The sequence below is a fragment of the Rhodobacter sp. 24-YEA-8 genome (genome assembly GCF_900105075.1).
Taxonomy (GTDB): domain Bacteria; phylum Pseudomonadota; class Alphaproteobacteria; order Rhodobacterales; family Rhodobacteraceae; genus Pseudogemmobacter.
The window spans coordinates 196,643-221,356 of sequence record NZ_FNSK01000004.1; the positions used below are offsets into that span (position 1 = coordinate 196,643).

Annotated in this window: 23 protein-coding genes and 1 pseudogene; 6 read left to right on the forward strand and 18 right to left on the reverse strand. The window is 62.6% G+C overall.

Going from position 1 to position 24,714, the window contains the following annotated elements:
- Position 1: 1 nt before the first annotated feature.
- Both BLW25_RS21305 and BLW25_RS21310 read right to left on the reverse strand, forming a co-directional pair.
- The gene (locus BLW25_RS21305) at positions 2-1,249 is read right to left on the reverse strand and encodes a thiamine pyrophosphate-dependent enzyme (RefSeq protein WP_092903928.1); all 1,248 of its coding nucleotides are present in this window, start codon (positions 1,247-1,249) and stop codon (positions 2-4) included.
- Positions 1,246-1,518: a hypothetical protein gene (locus tag BLW25_RS21310; protein WP_092903930.1), complete on the reverse strand. Its 273-nt coding sequence runs from the start codon at positions 1,516-1,518 to the stop codon at positions 1,246-1,248. The genes BLW25_RS21305 and BLW25_RS21310 overlap by 4 nt, the downstream gene beginning before the upstream one ends.
- Positions 1,519-1,702: 184 nt before the next feature.
- Here BLW25_RS21310 and BLW25_RS21315 point away from each other — a divergent pair, with 184 nt between their 5' ends.
- Complete coding sequence (locus BLW25_RS21315) at positions 1,703-2,158, forward strand: Lrp/AsnC family transcriptional regulator (protein ID WP_253188611.1); 456 nt, start codon at positions 1,703-1,705, stop codon at positions 2,156-2,158.
- 278 nt (positions 2,159-2,436) lie between these two features.
- Here the strand turns inward: BLW25_RS21315 and BLW25_RS21320 are convergent, their stop codons facing one another.
- The 8 genes from BLW25_RS21320 to BLW25_RS21355 all read right to left on the reverse strand — a co-directional run bounded on the left by BLW25_RS21320 (position 2,437) and on the right by BLW25_RS21355 (position 10,142).
- Positions 2,437-3,348, reverse strand: a complete 912-nt coding sequence (locus tag BLW25_RS21320; RefSeq protein WP_092903933.1) for an SRPBCC family protein — start codon at positions 3,346-3,348, stop codon at positions 2,437-2,439.
- A gap of 27 nt (positions 3,349-3,375) precedes the next feature.
- Positions 3,376-4,215, reverse strand: a complete 840-nt coding sequence (locus tag BLW25_RS21325; RefSeq protein ID WP_092903935.1) for a phosphoenolpyruvate hydrolase family protein — start codon at positions 4,213-4,215, stop codon at positions 3,376-3,378.
- Positions 4,212-5,408, reverse strand: a complete 1,197-nt coding sequence (locus BLW25_RS21330) for a Tm-1-like ATP-binding domain-containing protein (RefSeq protein WP_092903937.1) — start codon at positions 5,406-5,408, stop codon at positions 4,212-4,214. Before BLW25_RS21330 ends, BLW25_RS21325 begins: the two co-directional genes overlap by 4 nt.
- 33 nt (positions 5,409-5,441) lie before the next feature.
- Positions 5,442-6,143, reverse strand: coding sequence for an ABC transporter ATP-binding protein (locus tag BLW25_RS21335; RefSeq protein WP_092903939.1), 702 nt, complete (start codon positions 6,141-6,143; stop codon positions 5,442-5,444).
- Positions 6,143-6,913, reverse strand: a complete 771-nt coding sequence (locus BLW25_RS21340; protein ID WP_092903941.1) for an ABC transporter ATP-binding protein — start codon at positions 6,911-6,913, stop codon at positions 6,143-6,145. Before BLW25_RS21340 ends, BLW25_RS21335 begins: the two co-directional genes overlap by 1 nt.
- A 73-nt stretch (positions 6,914-6,986) precedes the next feature.
- Positions 6,987-8,246, reverse strand: coding sequence for an ABC transporter substrate-binding protein (locus tag BLW25_RS21345; protein ID WP_092904039.1), 1,260 nt, complete (start codon positions 8,244-8,246; stop codon positions 6,987-6,989).
- A gap of 22 nt (positions 8,247-8,268) precedes the next feature.
- Positions 8,269-9,261, reverse strand: a complete 993-nt coding sequence (locus tag BLW25_RS21350; RefSeq protein WP_092903943.1) for a branched-chain amino acid ABC transporter permease — start codon at positions 9,259-9,261, stop codon at positions 8,269-8,271.
- The gene (locus BLW25_RS21355; protein ID WP_092904041.1) at positions 9,258-10,142 is read right to left on the reverse strand and encodes a branched-chain amino acid ABC transporter permease; all 885 of its coding nucleotides are present in this window, start codon (positions 10,140-10,142) and stop codon (positions 9,258-9,260) included. Before BLW25_RS21355 ends, BLW25_RS21350 begins: the two co-directional genes overlap by 4 nt.
- A 193-nt stretch (positions 10,143-10,335) precedes the next feature.
- Between BLW25_RS21355 and BLW25_RS21360 the strand changes: the two genes are divergently transcribed.
- The 3 genes and pseudogenes from BLW25_RS21360 to BLW25_RS21370 form a co-directional block, all read left to right on the forward strand.
- The gene (locus BLW25_RS21360) at positions 10,336-11,058 is read left to right on the forward strand and encodes a phosphoenolpyruvate hydrolase family protein (RefSeq protein WP_171909694.1); all 723 of its coding nucleotides are present in this window, start codon (positions 10,336-10,338) and stop codon (positions 11,056-11,058) included.
- Positions 11,055-12,788 carry a phosphoenolpyruvate hydrolase family protein gene (locus BLW25_RS21365; protein ID WP_092903947.1) on the forward strand — a complete coding sequence of 578 codons (1,734 nt, stop codon included), beginning with the start codon at positions 11,055-11,057 and terminating at the stop codon, positions 12,786-12,788. Before BLW25_RS21360 ends, BLW25_RS21365 begins: the two co-directional genes overlap by 4 nt.
- Before the next feature lie 70 nt (positions 12,789-12,858).
- Positions 12,859-13,334: pseudogene (locus BLW25_RS21370) on the forward strand (IS6 family transposase); the annotation flags it as partial.
- Between the two features lie 261 nt (positions 13,335-13,595).
- Here BLW25_RS21370 and BLW25_RS21375 read toward each other — a convergent pair.
- The 8 genes from BLW25_RS21375 to BLW25_RS21410 all read right to left on the reverse strand — a co-directional run bounded on the left by BLW25_RS21375 (position 13,596) and on the right by BLW25_RS21410 (position 22,220).
- Entirely contained in the window at positions 13,596-14,486 is an 891-nt protein-coding gene (locus tag BLW25_RS21375) for an NAD(P)-dependent oxidoreductase (RefSeq protein ID WP_092903949.1), read from the reverse strand.
- An 11-nt stretch (positions 14,487-14,497) separates the two neighbouring features.
- On the reverse strand, positions 14,498-15,583 hold the full coding sequence (locus BLW25_RS21380; protein WP_092903951.1) for an isocitrate/isopropylmalate dehydrogenase family protein: 1,086 nt from the start codon (positions 15,581-15,583) through the stop codon (positions 14,498-14,500).
- A gap of 18 nt (positions 15,584-15,601) precedes the next feature.
- On the reverse strand, positions 15,602-17,047 hold the full coding sequence (locus tag BLW25_RS21385) for an NAD-dependent succinate-semialdehyde dehydrogenase (protein ID WP_092903952.1): 1,446 nt from the start codon (positions 17,045-17,047) through the stop codon (positions 15,602-15,604).
- Positions 17,048-17,065: 18 nt separating this feature from the next.
- Complete coding sequence (locus BLW25_RS21390; protein WP_092903954.1) at positions 17,066-18,277, reverse strand: iron-containing alcohol dehydrogenase; 1,212 nt, start codon at positions 18,275-18,277, stop codon at positions 17,066-17,068.
- A 47-nt stretch (positions 18,278-18,324) separates the two neighbouring features.
- Positions 18,325-19,314: an Ldh family oxidoreductase gene (locus BLW25_RS21395; RefSeq protein ID WP_092903956.1), complete on the reverse strand. Its 990-nt coding sequence runs from the start codon at positions 19,312-19,314 to the stop codon at positions 18,325-18,327.
- A 63-nt stretch (positions 19,315-19,377) separates the two neighbouring features.
- Positions 19,378-20,658 carry a TRAP transporter large permease gene (locus tag BLW25_RS21400; RefSeq protein ID WP_092903958.1) on the reverse strand — a complete coding sequence of 427 codons (1,281 nt, stop codon included), beginning with the start codon at positions 20,656-20,658 and terminating at the stop codon, positions 19,378-19,380.
- A complete protein-coding gene (locus tag BLW25_RS21405) occupies positions 20,655-21,140 on the reverse strand; it encodes a TRAP transporter small permease (RefSeq protein WP_092903960.1) in 486 nt (161 codons plus the stop codon). Before BLW25_RS21405 ends, BLW25_RS21400 begins: the two co-directional genes overlap by 4 nt.
- Before the next feature lie 96 nt (positions 21,141-21,236).
- Positions 21,237-22,220: a TRAP transporter substrate-binding protein gene (locus BLW25_RS21410; RefSeq protein ID WP_092903962.1), complete on the reverse strand. Its 984-nt coding sequence runs from the start codon at positions 22,218-22,220 to the stop codon at positions 21,237-21,239.
- Between the two features lie 219 nt (positions 22,221-22,439).
- On the opposite strand from BLW25_RS21410, the gene BLW25_RS21415 reads away from it, so the two are divergent.
- Together BLW25_RS21415 and BLW25_RS21420 are read left to right on the forward strand one after the other, a co-directional pair.
- A complete protein-coding gene (locus BLW25_RS21415; RefSeq protein ID WP_171909695.1) occupies positions 22,440-23,087 on the forward strand; it encodes a GntR family transcriptional regulator in 648 nt (215 codons plus the stop codon).
- Positions 23,088-23,152: 65 nt separating this feature from the next.
- A complete protein-coding gene (locus tag BLW25_RS21420) occupies positions 23,153-24,613 on the forward strand; it encodes an aldehyde dehydrogenase family protein (protein ID WP_092903966.1) in 1,461 nt (486 codons plus the stop codon).
- Positions 24,614-24,714 lie beyond the last annotated feature (101 nt).

Consider the following 24,714-nt stretch of genomic DNA (forward strand, 5'->3'; position numbering starts at 1 on the left):
CTCAGAACCCCGCCTGCTGGCGCTGCCGCCGCAGATGCGGCGGCATTTCGGCATAGACATCCTGGAACATCTCTGCCGGGCTGGGCCGATTGCCGGAATGCAGGGTGCCAATCGCTTCGGCCTCTTTCTGTGCGGCGATGACTTCGGCCAGGATTTCTGCCTCGGCCTGGGTATGGCGTTCCTCTGACCACAGGCCTTTGGCGATGAGATGCCGTTTCAGCCGGGCGACCGGATCACCAAGCGGCCAGCAGTCGCCTTCATCCGTGGGGCGGTAGGCCGATGGGTCATCCGAGGTGGAATGCCCCGCTGCGCGATAGGTGACATATTCGATCACGGTCGCACCCAGATTGGCGCGGGCGCGCCCGGCTGCCCAATGCGCTGCTGCCAGCACCGCCAGATAATCGTTGCCATCGACCCGCAGCGCGGGCAGCCCAAAGCCGTGACCGCGCGCCGCAAACGTATCTGCATCGCCGCGCGCCACACCCTGCCAGGTCGAAATCGCCCATTGATTGTTCACGATATTGAGGATCACCGGCGCCCGATAGCCCGAGGCAAAGACCAGTGCGGCATGGAAATCGCTTTCCGCGGTAGAACCGTCGCCGATCCAGGCGGCTGCGATCTTGTCGTCCCCCGACAGCGCCGATCCCATCGCCCAGCCCACGGCCTGGATATATTGCGTGCCAAGATTGCCGGAGATCGAGAAAAAGCCGTGCGCCTTCGAGGAATAGAACACCGGCAGCTGGCGTCCGCGCACCGGGTCGCCGTCATTGCCATAGACCTGGCACATCATGGTTCTGACCGGATAATCGCCTGCAATCAGCAATCCGGCCTGGCGATAGGTGGGGAAATTCATGTCGCCCGGCCGCAATGCGCGCTGAAAGGCACAGGACACCGCCTCTTCGCCGAGATGCTGCATGTAAAAGCTGGTCTTTTGCTGGCGCTGCGCCAGCAGCATCCTTGCATCATAGGCGCGCAGCTTCAGCATATCGCGCAGCCCCGCCAGCAGGGTTACATCGTCACAGGGCAGGGCATCGGCCCAGGGGCCGACTGCATTCCCGTCATCATCCAGCACCCGGATCAGGCCAAAAGCCAGATCGCGCATATCGCTTGCCGGGCTGTCGGAAGGGGGGCGTCGCGTCTCGCCGGCCCCGGGCACCACAAAGCCCGAGAAATCCGGTGCGGCGCCCGGGCGCACGGGAGGGGCCGCGAATTTCAGCTGCAGCGGCATTGATGCCCCGGCGCGGGTCATGCCAGGCCTCCCCGATCTGCAAGCCCGGCTTCGCCTTGCGCATCCGCTCCGCCCGTCAGAACCGAGACGCCGGGCATCCGGCGCAGCCGTTCCAGATAGGTTTCCGGCGAAATGGTGCCCCCGGCGAAAAAGCCGATGCGGACCTGACTTGCCGCCCCGTTCCCGGTGACCTCAAGCCTCCCGAAGCCAAGCCCGGCCCGTGCCAGCTCGTCCAGCGCACGGGGCACATGATCGAGCGGTGTTTCTGTCGCGAAACTGGCAAAGTACATGCTTTTCCCCCCCCTGGCCCAGCCCTCGCAACAAGGCGTCTGTTGCGACGGATCGGCGGGCCTCCCGGTGAAAGGGTAGCGGCGGGTCAGAAAAATATCCTTTCGATCTTCTATGATTTATGTAAAAATACAGAAGATACTTTTGCGCAGGTGTAATATGTCAGCAGATAGTTCTGACAGGGGATTGGATGCGATTGACCGGCGCATTCTGCTGGAACTCAGCCGCGATGGCAGGCTGACCAACAGTCAGCTGGCGGAAAAGGTGGGACTTTCGGCCAGCCCCTGCTGGCAGCGCACGCGCCGGCTGGAAACAGAAGGCTATATCCGCGGTTATACGGCGACCATTGACCGGGCGCGGCTTGGAGTGCCCGACACGGTTTTGATCGAGGTCACGCTGGATCGGCATGACGATGCAGTATTGGAGAATTTCGGCCGCCAGATGGCCGGCATGCCCGAGGTGCTGGAGGTCTGGCTGGTCACCGGAGAATACGACTACATGATCCGGGTCGCGGTAAATGGCACGCGCGGCTATGAGGAATTTCTGCGCAAACGGCTATACCGTGTCCCAGGGATCCGACATTCCCGGTCAAGTTTTGCGCTGCGCTGCCTGAAGGAAGGCGGCACGCCCGTAATCATATGATGCGGCCAGGGTAAGGCGCGCGTTCTCTTTGTGATTTCGGCGGTTCAGCCTCGCGTTTGATGCCGAAACCGGGCTGCCCGGTTTTGGGTCAGAACCCATTGATCATGCGCTTTGAGAATCCTCCAGGCTCCGCAAGGAGACCGGTGAATGAGCAGGCTGTTATGACGGACAAGCTGCACAGCTGCGATGTCGCTGCTCGGAAGCTGTGCCCCGCTGCGGATCCCCGCCAACGGAATCCCTTTTGTCAACAGGACCTCACAGTCTGAACTGACTGGCCATCATCCCGCCTGCAACTTTGCCTCCAGCGTATCCAGCGCAAGCTGGAACACATGGTCATGCACCAGCGGGATCAGCGTTACATCGTCATTGGGAGATGCTACCCAATCCGCGGTCCAGACCGCCAGCGTGCTGTTGTCGGCGGTGACAGGCCAGAGCCGCGCGCCCGCGTGATAATTCATCCAGGGCTGCGGGCTTTTGAGGATCCGATAGCGGAAGGCGCGGTCGGTATCGGACAAAAGCGTGAGCTGCTCATGCAGCTGCCCCGCTCCGAACTGAAAGTCACGCACAGCCGAAACCCGATCCGATGGAGCGCCCTGCAGCATTGCCATCGAGCGGATATCGGGGTGCCAGCCATCCATTCCGGCAAAATCGCGCATGGTCTGCCAGACACGGTCCACCGCAACCGCCATCGGGGTCGAGACAAAGACCTTTGCCGGGCGCCAGCCCTGCCAGAGCTGCTCATCGACTGCCGGCAGATCCTTCACGAATTCTGCAAGCGCCTCCAGTCCGGCGGAAAAGACCGCCGCCGATATGATATCGACATATTTTCCCTGATCATCCGGTGCCTCGTCGAATTCGGCCCACCACTGCACATAGGTTCCGCCGGTTTTCGTGACCGGGATCAGATCGATTCCGGCGCGGTAATTGCTGACAGGGAAGGCCGGGGTCTCGAAATTGTAGCTGAAGCTGTAACGGCTGTCGTCAAGCGACAAAAGCCGCTCGCGTACCAGCGCTCCGTCCTGAAGATGGAAGGCCCGGATCGCCCCGACCTGATCGGCGGGGGCACCGCCCTCGATTTCGCTGTCGCGGATTGCAGGATGCCACTTCGGCAACCCGTTGAAATCGCGAACGACATTCCAGACCGCCCCGACGGGTGCGGTGATGATCCGGCTGGCAAAGGCACGCGCCATGGCAATCTCCCTCGTCTTTGGGTCAGTTCAGAAGGTAAGCGATTTGAAGCGCCGCGTCTGATCGACAAGCGCCAGTTCGGCCGGCAGCCGCTCCATCGAGCTGGCGCCGTAAAAGCCGTTAATGTCCGGCGCGTTGCGCAGCACATATTCCGCATCCGAGGGCGAGGAAATCGGCCCGCCATGGCAAAGAACCAGCACATCCTTGCGCACCGCCCGCGCTGCTTCGGACCATTCGGTGATGTCGCGCACACAATCATCCAGCGTGCGCGCGGTCTCGGCTCCGATCGAGCCGCCGGTCGTCAGCCCCATATGCGGCACGATGATATCGGCCCCGGCGCGGGTCATAGCTGCGGCCTCATCGGCGGAAAAAACATAGGGTGTGGTCAGCAGATCCTTGGCATGGGCCGCCGCGATCATGTCGATCTCCAGCGAAAAGCTCATACCGGTCTCTTCGAGATTCTGGCGGAAGACACCGTCGATCAACCCGACCGTGGGGAAATTCTGGACACCGGAAAAGCCAAGCGCCTTCAGCTGGTCAAGGTGGTGGTCGAGGATCAGAAAGGGATCGGTGCCGTTCACCCCGGCCAGAACCGGCGTGTGGCGGGTGACGGGCAGCACCTCGCGCGCCATATCCAGCACGATCTCATTGGCATTGCCATAGGCCAGCACGCCCGCAAGCGATCCGCGCCCCGCCATGCGGTAGCGACCGGAATTGTAGATTACGATCAGATCGATACCGCCTTCTTCCTCGCATTTGGCTGAAAGGCCGGTGCCAGCGCCACCGCCTATGATCGGCTGACGGCGTGCAGCCATATCCTGGAACCGCTCCATCAGGGCTTTGCGGTCGGGCACGTTTCTTCTGCTCATTGGATGGTCTCCCGGTAGTGACGCGCAAGCTCCACTGCGAAGGCGGGCGCGTTGATATGGTGGTCTGTCTCGATCAGGTGGCGCTTTGGCCCGGGGCGGAAAGTCGCGCGGATCTCATCAAAGAGCGCCTGATCTGCCGTGGGGTCGTGGAAGGGCATGCCGGGCGCATCAATCGCGGAAACGCCCCCCAGCGGCAGCAAAAGCCGCACTTCGCCCTCGCAGGTATTCAGTGCATCTGTGATGAAACGCGCGATGGCGCGGTTTTCGTCCGCCGTGGTGCGCATTAGCGTGACCTGGGTGTTGTGGACATAGAGGTTCCGGTCGCGGTATTTCTCCGGCACCGTTTCAAGTGCCCCGAAATTCACCATATCCACCGCCCCGACCGAGCCGATCCAGGGACGCTGGCTGCGGGCAAAGACACGGTAGCGGTCAGCTGTGCAGGGAAAGACGCCGCCCATCAGCAGATCGGGCACTTCGGTTGCCGTCACATCCAGCGCTGCCGATAAAAGCCCCCCCTCAACCAGCTTTTCCATCGACTGGCCGCCGGTGCCGGTGGCATGGAAGACATAGGGCTCGACCTCGCCGGCAAGCTCTGCGCGCAGCTGGTCGATACAGGTGGTGGTGACGCCGAACATGGTCATGCCAACCCCAGGCCGGTCCTGCGCTGCAAGCGGCACCGGCCATTTCACCATCCCGGCCAGCGCATGGGCCGCATTGCCGATCACCCGGCGCGAGATCGCGTTCAGCCCCGCTACGTCGGTCACCGAATACATCATCGCGATATCGGTCGGCCCTACATAGGGCGCGACATTGCCGGAGGCGACGGTCGAGACCATCAGCTTTGGCAGCGTGACCGGCAGCGCCCGCATCCCTTCGGTCACCAGCGCCGTATTACCCGAGCCGCCCAGCCCCAGCACGCCGCCGATATCCTTTTGCGCCAGCAGCCAGTGTGACAGCGCCAGCGCCATGCCCGACACCGCCTGCCCGCGGTCGCCAAGCCCCAGTACCGCCGCCTGTCCGCCGGGGTGGTGGGCGGCAACCTCTGCCGCGCTCACATCGGGGCCTGTCACCGTTCCGGCGGTTGAAACATCGACCAGCCGCACCGGCACACCGGCCGCGCGGATCAGATCTGCCGCAAACCGCAGCTCATCTGCCTTGGTGTCCATCGTTCCGATCACGAGAACCGTTTTCATCCCTGCTCCTCCTCCCCGATCTCACCCGTCAAATCATGCTCCCACGCCCAGCCAGCGCTGTTGCGCGGCCGGATCATTCGCCAACACTGACGAGGCCATGGGCTCTGTCAGCTGGCCGTTCACCATGACCGCCACCTGGTCCGAAACCGAGGTGGCAACATGCAGTGCCTGTTCGATCAGCAAGACGCCCATGCCCTCCGCAGCAATCTGGCGCAGCACCCGGATCAGATGGTCAACGATCACCGGCGCAAGGCCCTCTGATGGCTCATCCATCACGACCAGTGCCGGGTTCATCAAAAGCGCGCGTGCGATGGCGACCATCTGCGCCTCACCCCCCGAAAGCTGATTGCCGTGGTTCTGGCGGCGCTCGGCAAGGCGCGGGAAGGTGTCATAGACCCTTTCGATGGTCCAGGCTGGAGCCCCGGGCTGTGCCACCAGCCGCAGATGTTCTTGCACCGTGAGCGAGCGAAAAAGCCTGCGCCCCTGCGGCACCAACGCGATTCCGGCGCGGGCGACAGTGGTCGGCCCGGCCCCCCGAAGCGCCCGCCCATTCAGGCGGATCTCGCCTTTCTGCGCCGGAACCAGCTCCGCAATTGCCTGGCACAACGTGGTCTTGCCCATGCCGTTGCGCCCCACAATCGACAAGGGCGCGGCCCCCAGCTGCAACGAGACGCCCTGCAGAATATGGGCCTTGCCGAAATGGACATGTAGGTTTTCGATATGCAAAAGGCCCATCAGTGATGCCCCGCACCCAGATAGATCTCGCGCACCACGGCATTGTCAGAGATGCGATCGGGCAGGTCTTCGGCGACCAGGCGGCCATCCTTCATCACCGTGACCATATCGGCATTTTTAAGCGCCACATCCATGTCATGCTCGATCAGCACCAGCGTCAGATCGCGCGGCAGGCTGGCGAGGATCCTGTTCAGCTCGGGACGTTCGGCGGCGGAAAGCCCTGCGGCGGGCTCGTCCAGCATCAGAACCTTCGGCTCTGTCGCCAGCGCCATGCCGATCTCGACCTGGCGGCGCTGACCATGTGACAGATCGCTGACATCGCGGGCAAGCAGATGGCTGATCCGCATCCGCTCGGCCGTGGCGCGCGCCTGGGCCAGCGCGCTGTCGCCCTTGCGCGGGCGCATAAGGGAAAGCCGGTTCGCCCGCATGCCGCGTACCGCGAGATAGAGGTTTTCTTCGACACTCAGCCCGTCAAACAGAAGCGAGGTCTGATAGGTGCGCGCCATCCCGCGCCGGATCCGGTGCTGAGGCCGCATCCGGGTGATATCCTCACCGAAAAGCGCAATCGTGCCCGAGGTCGGCGGGAAATCCCCCAGCAAAGTATTGAAAAGCGTTGTTTTTCCGGCCCCGTTCGGCCCAAGGATCGCGCGGCGTTCGCCCTTTGCAATGGCAATCGTCACATCCGCCACCGCCTTCAGGCTGCCAAAAGCGCGCCCGACGGAGCGCAGATCAAGCGCGGGTGGTGCAGCGGTGTTCGGGGGGGCTGTCATCAGGGCCTCATGGGAAACAGGTCGTGGCCCGGGCCGAGGGAAATGCCCCCGGCCCGGCAGTGTCGGTTAAGGATCAGGGCGCGCAATCAGGGTTGTCACGCGATGGCGCCCCGAGGGCGAGGAAGGCTTCCGTCTCCATCCCGAGGCTTTGCGAAACCCCTTCGGTCTTGCCGAAGGCTTTGGTCCGCATGGTGCCGTCATCATTGATGATCTCGGTCAGGAAGATGTCGGAAATCGCCTGGCGGTTGGCATCAAGCGAGACCTTCGCCCCCACCGGATTGACGAATTCAACCTTTGCCAGTGCCTCCTGGAAGGCCTTCTGATCGCCTGAAAGATCGCCATCAACCGCTTCCAGGGCGAGCAGCACTGCTTTGGTATTGGTGTAATAATTCACCCCGTGGATCGAGGGACTTTCAAACCCGTCCGGGAATTTCTCGCGATAGGTGGCGACGAAAGCGTTCCAGCCCTCATCATCGATCACATCGGCGATCGGACCGGCCGCAACCATCCCCTCCATCAGCCGCTGATGCGGGCCGCGCGCAGAGAGGAGCGTCTGATCGGCGGTAATCGAGCCGCCCATGATTGGCAGCTCGCCGCCGTTCTGGGCATATTCCGTCAGGAAAGCCAGCGCATCCGTACCGCCCTGCACCACCAGAAGTCCGTCAGAATCCGCCGGGATCGAGGTGATGATCGACGCGAAATCGGTGGTGTTCAGCGGCGACCAAAGCTTGGTGACCTTGCCCCCTGCCGCACAGTATTCATGCATGAAGCCAAAGACCTGCGCATAGGGGAAAGCATAGTCCGCCGCGACAATGGTCACATGGCGCATCCCCTTTTCGTTATAGGCATGGCTGCCGAGGCCCGCCATCCACTGGGTGCCCTCGGTGTTGAAACGGAAGAAATTCTCCGACACATCGCGCAGCGTTGCATCCGCAGCCGCAGCCGAGCCATTGACGAAGGTTTTGCCCGGCACGGTTTTAGAATAGTCGCGCAGCGCCATGCCTTCGGCGCCAGAAAGCGGCCCGATCACGATATCGACGCCATCCTGTTCGATCAGCTTCCGCGCGCGTGCAAGCGCCACATCCGCCTGCGCGTTAGAGCTTTCGCGGATCCATTCGATCTTCTTGCCGTTGATCTCCCAGCCGACCTCGTCAAAGGCCAGTTCCATCATGCGGTAGGCATCCTGGCCGCCGGTGGCGAATGGCCCCTCCAGCGTGGTAACGGATCCTATACGGATCACATCGCCATCTGCAAAGGCCGGACTGCCGAAGGCCGCGAGAAGGGCAATCGCTGCGACCATTGGTCGGAACGGGTTCTGTTTGACAGCTTGCATGTTTTCCTCCCTCATGCGTGCTTCATCCCTGGTTGCCGGGGTGCTCCTCAACACTCCGGAACAGTTTGCGGATCTGACGGCCGGCGATTTGGATCAGGCCTGGCACCCCATCGGGCGACAGAAGGACGATCCCCAGAAAAACCATGCCAATCAGGGTATTGAAACGGTCGCGATCATAAATAGAGGCCGCGAATGTATCGAGCAGCGTGAAGATCAGCGCCCCGATGAAGGCGCCTGCGGGATGGCGCATTCCGCCGATCACGCACATGACCAGAATATTGACGGTCGCTCCCATGCCGATGGAGGCAGGCGTGATGCCGATATTGTAGATCGTCACCATGATGCCACCGACACCCGCGATAAGGCCTGCCACCGCAAAGGCCATCACCCGATGCAGCCTGGCATCAAAGCCAAGCGCCGAGACCCGGCGCGGATGGCTGCGCAGCCCCTGCAGGACCAGCCCGAACGGCGTTTTCACCAGCCAGAGCACTGCCAGATAAAGGGCCACCGCAATTGCCAGCGCAGTCAGATAGAAGGTCAGCGGATTGCGCAGGGGCAGGCCAAAAACCTCGGGCCCCAGCACATTGCGGATGCCCTCATAGCCGTTCAGAAGTGCGGTATTGGCCTGGGCAAACAGGCTGACCCCCACCGCCAGTGCCAGCGTGATCATAAGCAGGTAGATGTCATTGGTGCGCATCGAGATCAGGCCTACCAGAAGCCCGGCAAGGCTTGCGGCCATGAGCGCAAGCGGGATCGCCAGCAGATAGGGCAGCTGCGCGCCATTTGCCGGCACGGCCTCGGGAACAGTGATCGCGACAGCATAGCCCGCAACCCCGGCAATCATCGTCTGCGCCAGCGAGACAAAACCGCCATAGGTGGCCAGAAAGGTCAGCGAAAGCGCAACGATGCCATAGACCAGAGTGCGCCCCAGGATATTCATCAGCCAGAAATCAGACAGCAGCAGCGGCGCGGCCAGCAGGCAAAGCGCAGTGGCCAGATTTAAAGCGCGGATCATTTCACCGCTCCCATGATGCCCTGCGGCCGGATCGCCAGTGTCGCCACCATGATTGCGAAGGTCAGGATCACCGACCAGGTCGGGAACAGCGCCAGGCCCCATTGCTCAGCCAGCCCGATCAGCAGCGCGCCGATCGCTGTGCCGCCGATCGAGCCCATACCACCTACGATCACCACCACCAGCGAGGACAAAAGGAACCGCGTATCGACCCCAAGTGCGACCGGCTGCGCCGTGGCGCCGATCACGCCGCCAAGGCCCGCGAGGGCCGCACCAAGCGCGAAAACCAGTGCCGAGGTGACCGGCACATTGATGCCGCAGGCCGCCAGCATCTCGCGGTCATCAACGCCCGCGCGCACCACGATCCCCAGCTTCGTGCGGTTCAGGATCAGCCACAGGCCAACCCCCACCGCCACCGCCGCCATGATCTGAAACAGGCGGAAGAACGGATAGCGCCCAACACCCGGCAGCACCACCGGCCCGAACAGCGCATCCGGCGCAAAGAACTGAAAGGGCGAGCCGCCGAATTGCGCCAGGATCTGATCGGCGATGATGATCGAGAGGCCAATGGTCACCAGCGCCTGGCGCAGCTCCTGGCCCTGCATCCAGCCAAGAAAGGCCACCTGCATCACCACGCCGGTCAGCGACGCCGCCGCCATCCCGGCAAGTATCGCCAGATACCAGGCATAGGCGAATGTCGCATCATTGGCATATAGCGGATCATAGACCGCGTAGCCGACATAGGCCCCGATCAGATAGAGCGAGCCATGGGCCATGTTCACCGTACGCATCAGGCCAAAGATCAGCGAAAAGCCGCAAGCGACGATGAAATACAGCGCGGCAAGGGTCACCCCATTGAGCGTGACAGTCAGAAACCAGGCCAAGGCAAAACTCTCCCCCACGCGCGGAAGGCAGGGCCGCCGCACGTCTCTTTTCAGCAGTCAGGACAAAGGCCGGCAGGGCTCCTCTCCCCGGCGGCTTTCTATTGGTTGCATGGGACAGCGAGGCTGAGTAGTGGCCTTCTGGCGGAATTATGGGTAAAAACGGGTAAATTCCGGCATGCAGATGAGGTTCAGAATGATGCTCTCCGGTGAGCTCCCTTGCCCCGAAGGGCCTGCAGCACGACAGGACTGGCGGCTGTCCAGCGAGGCGACAGGAGCGGCGGGCTGGCGCAGCATAATCTGTCCGGGCCTCGCTCTGTTGCCGCCGGGCCTTGAAGAAATCGCGACATTGCTGCCGCTGGCGGATCTGAACGGCGTTGCGCTCAGCTATTGCGGCAACCGGGCCGGGACACCTGAACCGGGCCAGAAACGGGGGCAGGATCAGCCAGGGGCGCTCGCCCTGATGATGTCGGACCCGTTCCTGAATCCTGGCCGCATCGCCGACACATTGCGCGCTGCGGGGATGGACACCGTGATCAACTGGCCAAGTTGCCAGATCCTTGACGGAGATACCGCCCGCGCCGTGGCCAGCGCCGGATTGGGCGTTGCGCGCGAGGCAGCGATGATTGCAGAATTCAGCGCCCTCGGCTTTCGGACCCTGGGTCTGGTCAGGGGGGCAGGCCATGGAGCGCTGATGGCAAAGGCGGGGGCCACGCAGATCGTGCTCCATCCCGGCATCGCTCTGCGCGACTGGCGCAGCAGGGCCATGGCCGCCCGGCTGCTGGACGAGGAAATGCAGGCGAGCGCGGGGCTGGAGCTTCCCCTTCTGGTATTCCGCTCGCGGGGCTATGGCAGCGAGCTTGATGCGGTGATCTCCCGCAGCGCAGGGGTGGTTTCGCTGGTCGAGGCGGCCATATGATCCCGGGTGACAGCCGCCGTGCTCTGATCGCCCGTGCCGAGCGCCGCCTCGGGGCCGGCGAGCCGCTGGTGGGCGCAGCGGTCGGCGCGGGTCTTGCCGCCCAGGCCGCCGTTCAGGGCGGTGCAGATTTCGTCCTTGCGCTGAATGCCGGGCGCTACCGCATGATGGGGGCGGCGTCGGTTGCGGCCATGCTGCCTCTGGCCGATGCCAATGAATTCACCGATGATTTCGCGCAGCGCGAAATCCTTGGCACGGTGGCGGCACCGGTCCTGCGCGGCGTCTCGGGCTTTGATCCCCGGCTGGATCTGGCCCGGCTTGCCGCCGGGACGCATCAGGCGGGCTATGCCGGCATCGCCAATTTTCCCACCGTCATCCATCATGACGGCCAGTTCCGTCAGGCGCTGGAAGAGGCCGGCATGGGGTTCTCGCGCGAGATAGCCCTGATGCGCGCCGCGCAGGCGGCGGGGCTTGCCACCCTCGCCTATGTCAAGACCCGCGCCGAGCTTGAGGCCATGGCCGAGGTCGGCCCCGATATGATTTGCCTGAATTTCGGCTGGAATGCCGGCGGGATGCGCGATGTGGCTCAGGAATTCACTCTGGACGAGGCCGCCGACCGCGCCCGCCACATGTTCCGCCGGCTGCGGCGCACCAACTCTGACATCTTGTGCCTGGTCGAAGGCGGGCCGATCATCAGCCCCGATGATATGTTCCGCGTCTGGCAAAGCTCCGAGGCGGATGGCTATCTCGGCGGCTCGACGCTGGACCGCATGCCATTGGAACGCGCGATCATCGAGGCGACCTCCGCCTTTAAAACCGTGGGGGCGCTGCGTGCCGCCGAAAGTTCCCGCAGCCGCACCCTGACCGAGATACGCCGTCTGACAGGAATCTTTGGCCATTCCGACAGCATGACCCGCGCCGTGGATCAGATAAGCCAGCTTGCGGGGCTGGAACTGCCGGTGCTGATTCTGGGCGAGCCGGGCTCCGGGCGGATCAACATCGCGCGGAGCCTGCACACGCTCAGTCGCCGTGAGGGCGGGCTGTTGCAGATCACCGCCGAAGAGGTGAACCGCGATCCCGAAGCCGCGCTGCTGGGCCGCGGCCGTGCGGACCGGCGCGCGGCCCTGTTGCGGCGCAAGGGCGTGACGCTGATCTTCCCCGATGCCGGAAATCTGCTGCCCAGGGCACTGCAAATCATCCATGACTGGGCAGAGATGAGCGATCCCGGCCCTGATCGCAGCCGCGCCATTCTGATCGGCGGATCGGCTGCCGAATTCGACCGCGAGACTTTGCGGCTCTTTCGCGCCGCGCTGATCGAGATCCCGCCTTTGCGCGACCGGCCCGAGGACATCCTGCCCTATCTGCGGCAGTTCCTTGCGCATCTCACCGCGCCCGATGCGCCAGGACCGCGCCCCGAGATTTCGCCCGACGGGCTGCGGCGGCTGTTTTCCCATTCCTGGCCGGGCAATATCCGCGAATTGCGCCGCGTGGCCGAAGGCGCATTGGCGAGGATGCGCGGCAATGTGATCGGCGCGACCGAGTTGGCAGGGCTGATCGGTGGGCCGGAAACTGCTCCGCCAGTTACCGCCATGGCACAGATTGCCGATGAAGCCGAATGGCTTCTGGATGCGCTGCGCCGCAACCGATTCCGAAAGGGAGATACCGCCAACTTTCTCGGCATCTCCCGCAAAACACTTTATAACCGCATGAAGGCGCTCAGGATCGGAAAATGAGCCGGCTTTTACTTTGCAATCCACGCGAAAATCGCGGCTTCTGCCACTTCGCGGTCCTGGACCGCTCGGAGCCACCTCCTGGCCCGTGGACGAGACCTGTATCAAGGTGAAGGGCAAGTGGACCTATCTCTGCCGGGCTGTGGATCGCGACGGCCAAATCCTTGATTTAATGCTGTCCAATCACTGCGACCTTGCCGCAGCCCGGCGTTTCTTCAGGCAGGCGATCGCCGCTCATGGTACGCCCGACCGGATCGCGTTCGACAAGAGCGGCGCCAATCTCGCAGCTTTGCAGGCAGTGAACGTTTCTCTGAAATTCACTGACAACGGGCGCGTCATTGAGGTACGGCAGGTCAAATAGCTGAACAACATCCTCGAGCAGGACCACCGCTTCATCAAGCGGATCACCAACCCGATGATGGGCTTCAGGGCGTTTCGCCCGGCAGCCGCTACCATCGCTGGCATCGAGACCGCATACATGATCCGCAAAGGCCAGGTCCCGCTAACGGCACCACGCCGTTCCAGACCTTAGCGAGCCTTGCTGCATAAGTCTGTCCAACGTGACGCCGATCTCAGCCTGAGGCATCATTTGCGACAGAACCCCAAGACGTACCCGGGGCGTAACATTGTCACTTTCGCGGTCATTCTGCCCCCTGTTACGGCTATCGCCACAGGGGGATATAAGAACATCGCCCCAAACAGACCGCCTTGCTGAACGACCGGACGCTGAGGACGGCCAGAAGACTGATCCCCCGACCTTCCGCCCAAAAGGGGCCGGAAGGCCGGAAGATAAGCAAGGTGCCGCGAGGCTCATCCCTTTGACGCCACGTCGCCGAAATAGCGGGCGGTTTCGGACAGGAAGCCCTGGCCAAAGCCGCCGTCCGTCAGGCTTTGCAGTGCCCCGTAAACCCCGCTTGCCGTCTGGTGACCGGCAGAGACGTCTTCGGCCATCTGGACATAATAGCTCAGATCCTTATGGGCGTTCGAGATGAAGAACTTCATTTTAGAGTTGTCGCCCTCAAGCAGGAAGGGGCTGACCCGGTCGAAAGCCGCGCCATAACCGCCGCCTTTCGCCAGAACTTCGGTAAAGATCTCCGGCGAGATACCGCCGCGCTCGGCACAGGCCGCCGCTTCGCCGATCAGCGTCACCATGCCAAGCGAGCAGAAATTATGCAGCAACTTCAGCTTATGGCCCGCACCGGCACCGCCTGCGTGGAAGATGTTCTCGGCAAAGGTTTCCAGCAGCGGGCGGATCCGCGCGAAAAGCTCCGGATTCGCACCGACCAGCAGGTTAAGGCGCCCGGCCTCGGCCTCCAGCGGCGTGCGGGTCATGGGGGCATCCATGAAGAGCGCGCCGGCGGCCTCGGCCTGTTTGGCAATCGCCTCGGTTGAACTCGGGATCGCGGTCGAGCAGTCGATGATGATCGTACCCTTTTTCACCGTTTTCAGGATGCCGTTCTCGCCCAGAAGCACGTCTTCGACCTGGGGCGTGCCGGAAACGCAGAGGATGACCACCTCGGATGCCGCCACCAGATCATGCTTGTCGGCAAATCTGCCCGCGCCAAAGCCGATCAGGTCGCTGCAGTCCTGGTTGCCCGGATGGTCGAGGAACCCAAGCGCCCAGCCCTTGGAAACCACGTTTTTCGCGATGCCATGCCCCATCAGGCCGACGCCGATAATTCCAACTTTCAGATTGCCCATGAGACCCCTCCTCACGCCAGAGCGCGGCAGATCGCATCTGCCATTTCAGTGCATTTCGCGGAACCGCCCAGATCGGTTGGCACAGTCTCGCCCGCCGCCAGCACGCGTCCAACGGCGCTTTCGATCCGGTTACCGGCATCAAGCAGGCGCGCATCACCTTTGCGGTCGCCCAGCCAGCGCAGCATCATCACCGCTGACAGCACGCTCGCGACCGGGCTTGCGATATTCTGCCCGGCAATGTCCGGGGCCGACCCATGCGCGCCCTGGAAAAGCGCGTAATCATCGCCGATTTCACCCGAGGGCGAGATCCCCATGCCGCCAACGGTCGCGGCGCCGAGATCCGAGATGATATCGCCGAACATATTCTCGGCCACGATCACGTCATAGAAATCGGGGCGCTTGACCATATGGACGGTGATCGCGTCGGCATAGGCATAGTCGATGCCGATGTCCGGGTAGCCCTGATGCACCTCGTCGCAGATCTTGCGGAAGAAGGCATAGGTGCGCAGGATATTTGCCTTGTCGCAGACCGTGACCCGCGACGTGCCGTCACGCGGTGCGCCATTTCGCTTTTTCGCCAGCTCAAACGCGAATTTCGCCACGCGCTCGGTGCCTTTGCGGGTGACAACAAGGCTGTCCGATGCGAATTCATCGCGCAAGACCACACCCGCGCCACGGCTGGCGTAAAGCCCCTCGGTGTTCTCGCGGATGATGACATAATCAATCCCGCCGCCCTCAAAGGCGCGCAGCGGTGACAGCACCCCCGGCAGCAGTTTCACCGGCCGCACATTGGCGTAAAGATCCAGCCGGAACCGCAGCCGCAGGTGAAGGTCATTGCCGACTTCTGTCCCGTCCGGATAGACAACACCCGGCAGACCGGCAGCGCCGTGCAGGATTGCGTCAGACGAACGGCAGGCGGCATAGGTGTCGTCGGGCAGCACATCGCCAGTCTTGACATAGTGACCAGCGCCACCATCAAACATCTGGAAATCAAGCATATTTTCTCCGACCGCCGCTTTCAGCACCCTGATCGTGGCATCGGTGATCTCGGGGCCGATTCCGTCACCGGCAATGGTCGCAATCGTGTAGTTGGTCATGTTTCAGATCCCCGTCGCTTACCAGTTGGTCGCGATATATTTGGCTTCCATGAATTCGAGCATCCCGTGATGGGCGCCTTCGCGTCCCAGCCCGCTTTGCTTGACACCGCCGAACGGGGCTGCCGGGTCAGAGACCAGACCCCGGTTCAGCGCCAGCATCCCGGCCTCCAGCTTTTCTGATACCCGCAGGCCCCTTGCGAGGTCTTGCGTATAGACATAGGCCACCAGGCCATATTCCGTGTCATTGGCGCGGCGGATCGCTTCTTCCTCGGTGTCGAAGGTGTAGATCGGCGCAACCGGCCCGAAGATTTCTTCGCGGGCGAGATCGGCGGAGTCAGGCACGTCAGCCAGAACGGTGGCCGGGTAGAAATAGCCCTCGCCTTCAATCGCCTTGCCACCGGTGGTCACGCGTGCGCCTTTGGCGACCGCGTCATCGACCAGTTCGCCAACCTTTTTCACCGCCGCCGCATTGACCAGAGGGCCGAGATCGGTGGTCTCTGCCGCGCCCGGGCCAACCCGTAAGGCCGCCATGCGTTCGGTCAGGCGGCGGGTGAATTCCCCGACCACGCCACGCTGCACATAGATGCGGTTCGCTGCCGTGCAGGCCTCGCCGCCATTACGCATCTTGGCAACCATGGCGCCCTCAATGGCCGCGTCCAGATCGGCATCATCGAAGACGACGAAAGGCGCATTGCCGCCCAGTTCCATCGAGGAATGGATCACCTGATCGGCAGCCTTGCGCAAGAGCACCCGGCCCACTTCGGTCGAGCCGGTGAAGGACAGTTTGCGCACACGCGGATCATCCAGCATCGCGTTCACGACCTGGCCGGTGGTCGAGGTGGTCAGCACGTTTACCACTCCATCCGGCACGCCGGCCTCGGCGAGGATCGCAGCGACGGCATAGGCGGTCAGCGGCGTCTCAGTCGCGGGTTTCAGCACGCAGGTACAACCAGCGGCCAGCGCAGGCGCGATCTTGCGTGTCGCCATCGCGGCAGGGAAGTTCCAGGGCGTGATCAGCAGAGAGACGCCGATCGGCTGGTATTGCACAAGAATCCGGTTCGCACCGGAGGGCGCCACCCCCAGATCGCCATGACCGCGCACGGCTTCTTCGGCGAACCAGCGGAAGAATTCAGCGGCATAGGCCACTTCGCCGCGCGCATCTTTCAGTGCCTTGCCGTTTTCCAGCGAGATGAGGCGGGCCAGCGCTTCGGCGTCGCGCACCATCAACTCCCAGCATTTCCTGAGGATCTCGCCACGTTGGCGGGCGGGCGTTGCGGCCCAGCCGGCAGCGGCGGCAGCGGCAGCGTCAACGGCGGCGATAGCGTCTTCGGGCGAGGCATTGGCGACCGAGCCCAGAACCGACCCGTCGGAAGGGTTGGTCACGTCGATCCGGGTCGGGCGGGCGCCTTCGCGCCATTTGCCGCCAATGAAAAGGTCGGTCGGCCAGGTATTTTCTTTGGTCATCTTACGGTCCTCAGGGTCTCAGGCGGACGCCATGGCAGTGTCGAGAATTTCACGGATCGCCTGCGGCGACAGCGGGCGGGGGTTGTTTTCCACAAGGCGGGCTGCGTTCATTGACAGCGTCGCGATGGAATCGAGGCTGGCCTCCGTCACACCGATCTTGTCGATGGTGGCGGGCATGCCGATACGGGCGAACAGCCCCGACAGCGCCTGGATCAGCGCGTAAGAAGCTTTGGCATCCTCATCCGCAGCTGTCGCCACGCCGATCTCGCGCGCGATTTCAGCATAGTCGCCCGCCGCCACCGGCGCATTGAATCGCATGGTGAAGGGCAGCAGCACGCCGACCCCAAGCCCATGCGCGGTATGGGTTTCCGCGCCGATCGGATATTGGATCGCATGGGCGGCAGCGGTGCCGGCCGAGCCGAATGCCAGCCCGGCAAGGGTGGATCCCAGCATCACCGCCGAACGCGCTTCGATATTCTCCGGCTGGTTCACGGCGGTTTCCAGGTGATCGTAGATCAGCTTGATTGCCCGCAGCGCATAGACATCGGAAAGCGTGTTCTTGCCAACGAAAACCCGGGTCACCGCCAGATCCGGCGTCGCCGCGCGGCTGACGGCGGCAAAGCCCTCAATCGCATGGGCCAGAGCATCGGCACCCGAGATCGCGGTCAGCCCCTTCGGGCAGGTCACCGTCAGTTCCGGGTCGCAGATCGAGGTATGCGGGATCAGTTCGGGTGACGAGATGCCGACCTTCATCACGCGTTCCGGATCAGCCAGAACCGCGACCGGGGTAGCCTCGGATCCGGTGCCGGCGGTCGTGGGGATCGCGATGATCGGGCGCACCGGGCAAGGGATCTTGAACTCGCCGTAATAGTCGGACAGCGGGCCCGGGAAGGTCAGGAGCAGGCTCACAAGCTTCGCGAGGTCAAGGCAGCTGCCACCGCCAAAGCCGATCACCATATCCGGCGCGAAATCCTTGTAGCGGTCGGCGCAGGTGGTGATGCCATCGAGCGGCAGCTCGGGTTGGGTTTCCGCAAAAACCTCGACCGTGACGCCATTTGCCTGAAGATCGGCCACCAGTTCGCCCAGCAGTGGCAGCCCGCCGAGGCGCTCATCGGTGCAGATCAGCGCGCGGGTGCCAAGGTCTCGGGCCAGCCGGCCAAGCGCGGCACGCTGGCCGGGGCCGAAGACCAGACGCTGCGGGGCGCGGGTGACGCCATAATCGAACCGCATGAAACTACTCCTTCTTTGCCCGGCAAAGGGGCGGATCGTTGAAATTCTCAGGCCAGTGCGCAGATGCGTTGCCAGACCTCGGAGGCGACGTTCAGCCCGTCGCGGCCCGCGTGCGCGCGGGTGACAGTGGCACGGTCGCCGGGGATGCGGACGGGCTGTGCCGGATCGGCCGGCGCCGATTGGCGCAGTTCTTCCAGAAAGCCCGAGACCAGCGGCATGAAGCCCGAGGCAGGCTCCATCACCACGAAAAGATCGCCCTTGTTGCAGGGCTCGGTGGAATCGAGAGTGCCTTTCACAGCCGTGCCGATCGCCGATCCGGTCAGGGCGGATACAAGCACCTCGAAGGCCAGCCCCAGGCCGTAGCCTTTCGCGCCGCCGAAAGGGGCAATCGCACCAAGTTTGGCGGCATTCGGGTCGGTGGTCGGATTGCCCTCGGCATCGAGCGCCCAGCCCTCTGGGATCGGGGCGCCGCGATGGGCGTGATCATGGATCTTGCCCATTGAGACAAGGCTGGTGGCCATGTCGAAGACAAAAGGCAGCGGCTCTGCCGGCACGCCGATGGTGATCGGATTGGTGCCAATCATCGCATGACGCCCGCCGTAAGGATGCACCAGCGCCTCAGACACGGTCATGCCCAAAAGCACCTTGCCTTCGCGGGCCAGCTTTTCGGCGTAGAAGGCGAGCATGCCAAGATGGTCGCAATTGCGGATCGCCACCACGCAGGAGCCGGTCTCCGCCGCCCGCGCCGTTGCCGTCTCCAGCGCGGCAAGCGCCACGACTGGCCCGAGCCCCTGCTCGCCGTCAACATCCAGGAGCGCCTGTCCGCGCCAGGACTGCGCTCCGCGCGTCGCCGGATTGGTCACGCCATTCGCGACACGCTCGATCACGCGGGGCAGTCGCAAAAGACCATGCGATGGCACGCCACGCATTTCGGCATCAAGCAACAGCTCCAGCTGGATTGCGGCGTGCTCGGGCGAAAGACCACCTTTGGTCAGCGCGCGGATCGCGACAGATCGGATTTCCTCGACAGGGATCATGGGTCAGCCTTCGTATCTGAAAGTGGCGGCAACCGGGGGAGCGCCGATCGCCGCCGGGGTTACCTATTGCGCCAGTGAGAGATCGCGGAGGAACAGCGATATCTGTGGCACATAGGTGATGAGCATCAGTGACAGGATGATCGTCGTCACCGGCCAGATCAGCGGTTTGAACATCCGCTGCACCGGGATCTTCGCGACCGATGCAGCAGCGAAGAGGTTCACCCCAAGCGGCGGCGTGATCATCCCCATGGCAAGGTTCACGATCATGATCATGCCGAAATGCACCGGGTCGACGCCGTAAGCGATGGCGATCGGCGCAAGGATCGGCGCCAGCACCAGGATCGCCGCCGAGGTCTCGACAAACATGCCGACCACGAACAACAGCAGATTCACGAAGAGCAGGAAGGTGATCCAGCTCTCGAAACTGTCCGAGGCCCAGGCGCCAACCAGTTTCGGCAGGCCCGACATCGAGACGAGGAACGAGAACAGCCCCGCCGCCGCGATGATCAGCATGACCGCGCCGGTCGAGACCACCGACTGGCGGAAGATTTTCGGCAAATCAGAGAAACGCAGCTCGCGATAGATGAAAAGCCCGATCACCAGCGCAAGGAAGACGGCAACGGCTGCGGCTTCGGTCGGGGTGAAGATCCCGCCATAGATGCCGCCCACGATCACCACCGGCATCATCAGCGACCAGAAGGCACTTGCCGCGGATTTCAGGAAGGGCTGACGGTCATTTCCATCCTCTTTGCCGTAGCCTTTCATGCGGCACCAGATCTGCGTCATCACGATCAGTGCAACCGCGATCAGGATGCCCGGTCCGATACCGGCAATGAATACCTGCGTAACAGAGGTCTCAGTGGAGACCGCGTAAAGGATCATCGGGATCGAAGGCGGCAGGATGACGCCCAGCTCCGCCGAGGCCGCCTGAATCGTGCCCGCGACCGGGGTCGGATAGCCGTGCTTTACCATGGCCGGGATCAGGATCGCGCCCACGGCAAAGGTGGTTGCGACGGAGGAACCCGAGATCGACGAAAAGATCATACAGGTCAGCACGCAGGAGGCGGCAAGCCCGCCCTGAACGCCGCCGACCAAGGATTTCGCAAAATCAACCAGCCGACGCGACACGCCGCCATGGCTCATCAGATTGCCGGCAAGGATGAAGAACGGGATCGCCAGCAGCGGAAAGCTGTCCAGCGCGTTGAACATCTTTTGCGGCACCACCATCAGCGGCAGATTGCTGAACATGGTAATGCCGAAGATCGCCGAAAGCGCGATGGCAACCGCCACCGGCACCGATAGCGCGAAGAGAACAATCAGCGCGGATACGAGAGCGATATTCATTCGGGCAACCTTTCATCCGCGACCGGGCGGAAATGGCCGAGCAGCACGCCCGGCAGCGCGCAGATGCAGCCAACGGGGATTGCCGAATAGAACCAGGCCATCGATACGCCGAGCATGGCGATCTTCTGGTTCGCGACCCGCATCGCCATCTGGATCCCGTACCAGGACATCACGAAGAGGAAGACAAGCGTCAGCACAAAGACCGCCCAGAGCACCAGAGACTTGATCGGCGCCGGCACCACGTCGCGAATGAATTCCAGCGGAATCATGGCGTTGAGGCGGAACCCGGCACAGGCGGCCATGAAGACCATCCAGATCACCGTGCCGCGCGCCAGAATTTCGGTCCAGGCCAGCGAATGCCCGCCCCCGAAACGCGACACCACCTGCAGGAAGACCAGAATTGCGGATACGGCAAGCAATGCAGCCGCGATATTATGTGTAAGAGAGACAAATTTCTCTCCGGCGTGCACAAGCCTGCGCATCGCTCCTCCTCCATATGTTGTTGTGGGAGAGTTGGGTCGCGCCCCTGTCCTGGCTCTTCAGCAGGGCCTGTCCAGACGAGGCGCGACGGGCTCAGCTCACTGCTGTGCGGCGCGGATTTTCTCGAGCGTCTCGCTGCCATAGGTCGAGGTGAAAACGTCATAGACCGCGGAAACCGCCTCGGCGAAAGCTTCCTGGTCGACGGTTTCGATCACTTCCATGCCATTGGCGCGCAGCATTTCAAGGCCGCGCTTTTCGTCGTTTTCGACATAGGCGCGATTGGCGGCAACACCGGCGGCGGCCGCTTCTCGCACCCAGCCCTGCTCTTCTTCGCTCAGCTGGTCCCAATGGACTTTCGACATCATGATCAGCGAGGGCGAATAGAAATGGCCAGTCAGCGTCGCGTATTTCTGCACTTCCCAGATGCGGTTCGCGATGAAGATCGACATCGGCGTTTCCTGGCCGTCGATGGTGCCCTGTTGCAGCGCGGTGATGACCTCGTTCCAGGACATCGGCAGCGGTGCGGCCCCAAGCGCGGTGAAAGACCCCAGATGGATGTCATTTTCCATCGTGCGGATCTTCATGTCCTTCATGTCTTCCGGGGTCTCGATCGGCTTTTTCGAATTGGTGACATAGCGGAAGCCGTTTTCGGCCCAACCAAGCGCCATGATCCCGATCGGTTCGAAATCGTCCAGAAGGTCCTGGCCAATCGGACCGTCAAGGATGGCGCGGGCATTGGCGTAATCTTTGAACAGGAACGGCAGGTCGAGAACATAGGTCGAAGGCACGAAGCCACCAACCGGACCGGTCGAGGTGACACCCATTTCGATGGAGCCGATCTGCATCCCCTCGAGGATCTCGCGCTCGCCACCAAGGACGCCATTGGCTTTGATCTCGACCGTGATATCGCCGCCCGAAAGCTCTTCGATCTTTTCCTTAAAGGCCTTGGCTGCCGCGCCGTAATGCGATTCTTCCGGCGGCGTCATCGCTATATTCAGAGTGCGGGCTTCAAGTGCAGTCCCAGCCAGCACGGCACAAGCCGAAACGGCAGAAAGCGCCAGAGCGCGGAAATTAAAAGACATTTTATCCTCCCTGGGGTGGCGGGACTCCCTCCAGAAACGCGCACCACCCTTGTCATGATATCAACGTATGGATCGGAAAATCCGATACGATACGATTTTACGCTAGACATCCGATGCGGAAGGGTCAAGAGATTACGGACGGGGAGGAGACGGAAAATGTCAGGGAAGACGCTTAGCCCACAATTATCTTCTGCGGCGCAGCCCCCGCGGGAGAAGCATGTGTCGCAGCCGCTCGGGGATGAGATTTATGACGCTTTGCTGGGGGATCTGATCTCGCTCCGGATTCCACCGGGCGAAAGGCTCTCGGTCGATGCGCTCGCAAGGCATTTCGGCGTCTCGCAGACGCCGATCCGGGCGGCTCTGATCCGGCTGGAATCCGAAGGGCTTGTGCAGCAGAAATTCAATTCCGGCTTTTCCGCCGCCCCCCTTCCCGAGGGCAGATATTTTCGCGATGTCTATGCCTTTCGCCGCATGATTGAGCCGGAACTGGCGGCGCTGGCGGCAGAGAAGGCAACCGCCGAAGACATCGCGGCCCTCGAAGAGCTTTGCGCAGAGATGAGTCGCATCGCCGCCGAAAGCCGGCCCGATAATTTCGGCAGCTTTGCCGAGCGCGACAATGCCTTCCACGCCCGGATCGCTCGGATCGCTGGCAACCAGGTCGCCGCCGAAGCGCTGGCGCGGCTCTATATCCATTCGAATCTGTTTCGCCTGCGCTATCACGCGACGATCACGACAAGCGCGGTCAGCGAACATATGGACTTGCTGGATACTCTCAGAAACAAGGATGCCGCAGCCGCAAGGGAAACCATGGCCCGCCACCTTGGCCATTCGAAAGACCGGGTTGAGCCGTTCTTTATCGAAAGCTGAAACCCGTCTGAAATCAGATACCTATGAGGCGCGCAGCCGCCTCTTGTCAGATATGGAGGAAAATCATGGCACTTGATCAACTGATGTGGATCGATTCCACGAAAGTGTTCGTAAACGGCGCATGGGTCACGCCCGCGGGCGCTGAGACGATCCCGGTTGAGAACCCCTCGACCGGGGAAGTGATTGGTCAGATCGGGCGTGGCACCACCGCCGAGGTCGATGCCGCCGTCGCCGCTGCACGTGGCGCGCTGAATGGCGAATGGGGGAAGCTGACCGCGACACAGCGCGGCCGGATCCTCATGAAAATGTCCGCGCTGGTGCTGGAACGCGCCGAAGAGCTCGCGATGATCGAGACGCTGGATGTCGGCAAACCGCTGAACCAGTCGCGCAATGATTCCATCGCGCTCGCCCGCTACCTGGAATTCTACGCCGGTGCCGCCGACAAGCTGATGGGCACCACGATCCCCTATCAGGAAGGCTTCACGGTCTACACCTTGCGTGAGCCGCATGGCGTTTGCGGCATCATCATCCCGTGGAATTACCCGATGCAGATCCTCGGGCGCGGTGTCGGTGCGGCGCTCGCTGCCGGGAATACGGTTGTGCTGAAGCCGGCAGAAGACGCCTCGCTTTCGTCACTGGCGGTTGCCGCCATCGCGGCTGAGGCCGGGGTTCCGGCAGGTGTGATCAACGTGGTCACCGGCTATGGCCATGACGTGGGCGCACATCTTTCGTCGCATCCGGGCATCAACCATGTGTCCTTCACCGGCTCGGTCGGAACCGGGGTCCGCATCCAGGAGGCGGCGGCGAAGAATGTCGTGCCGGTGACGCTCGAGCTCGGCGGCAAATCGCCGCATATCGTGTTCGACGATGTCGATCTGGAGAAAGCTATGCCGGTGCTGGTCGGCGCCTGTATGCAAAATGCCGGCCAGACCTGTTCAGCCGCCTCGCGCGTGCTGGTGCAAAAGGGCATCTATGAAGAGGTCAAGGCCCGTATGATCGCGATCTATGAGGGCCTGACGGTTGGTCCGGCGATTGAAAGCCACAATCTCGGCCCTGTCGTCTCGAAAAAACAGCATCAGATCGTTCAGGGTTTCATCGACCGTGGTCGTGCCGAACTGACCACCGCAGCCCAGGGCAAGCTGCACGCTGACGCACCGGCAGGCGGCAATTACATCCTGCCGACGCTCTTCTCGGAAGTCTCGCCGGATCACGCCCTGGCACAGCAGGAGATTTTCGGGCCGGTACAGGTTCTGATTCCCTTCGAGGATGAAGAAGAGGCCCTGAAAATCGCCAATGGCACCGATTACGGCCTGGTGACCGGCGTCTGGACCCAGGACGGCTCGCGTCAGCTGCGCATGGCAAGGAAGATCCATTCCGGCCAGGTCTTCATCAACAATTACGGTGCAGGCGGCGGGATCGAGCTTCCCTTCGGCGGTGTCGGCAAATCCGGCCATGGCCGCGAAAAGGGCTTCGAGGCGCTGAACGGCTTCACCCATATCAAGACCGTGACCATCAGCCACGGCTGAGACAGATCCCTGCGGGCGCGTGAAGGAACGCGCCCGCCCCTTCTCATATCGCAACGGCAAGCCCCCCGTTTTTGCGGGCCGGCCTGTTGTTGCCGCGAACC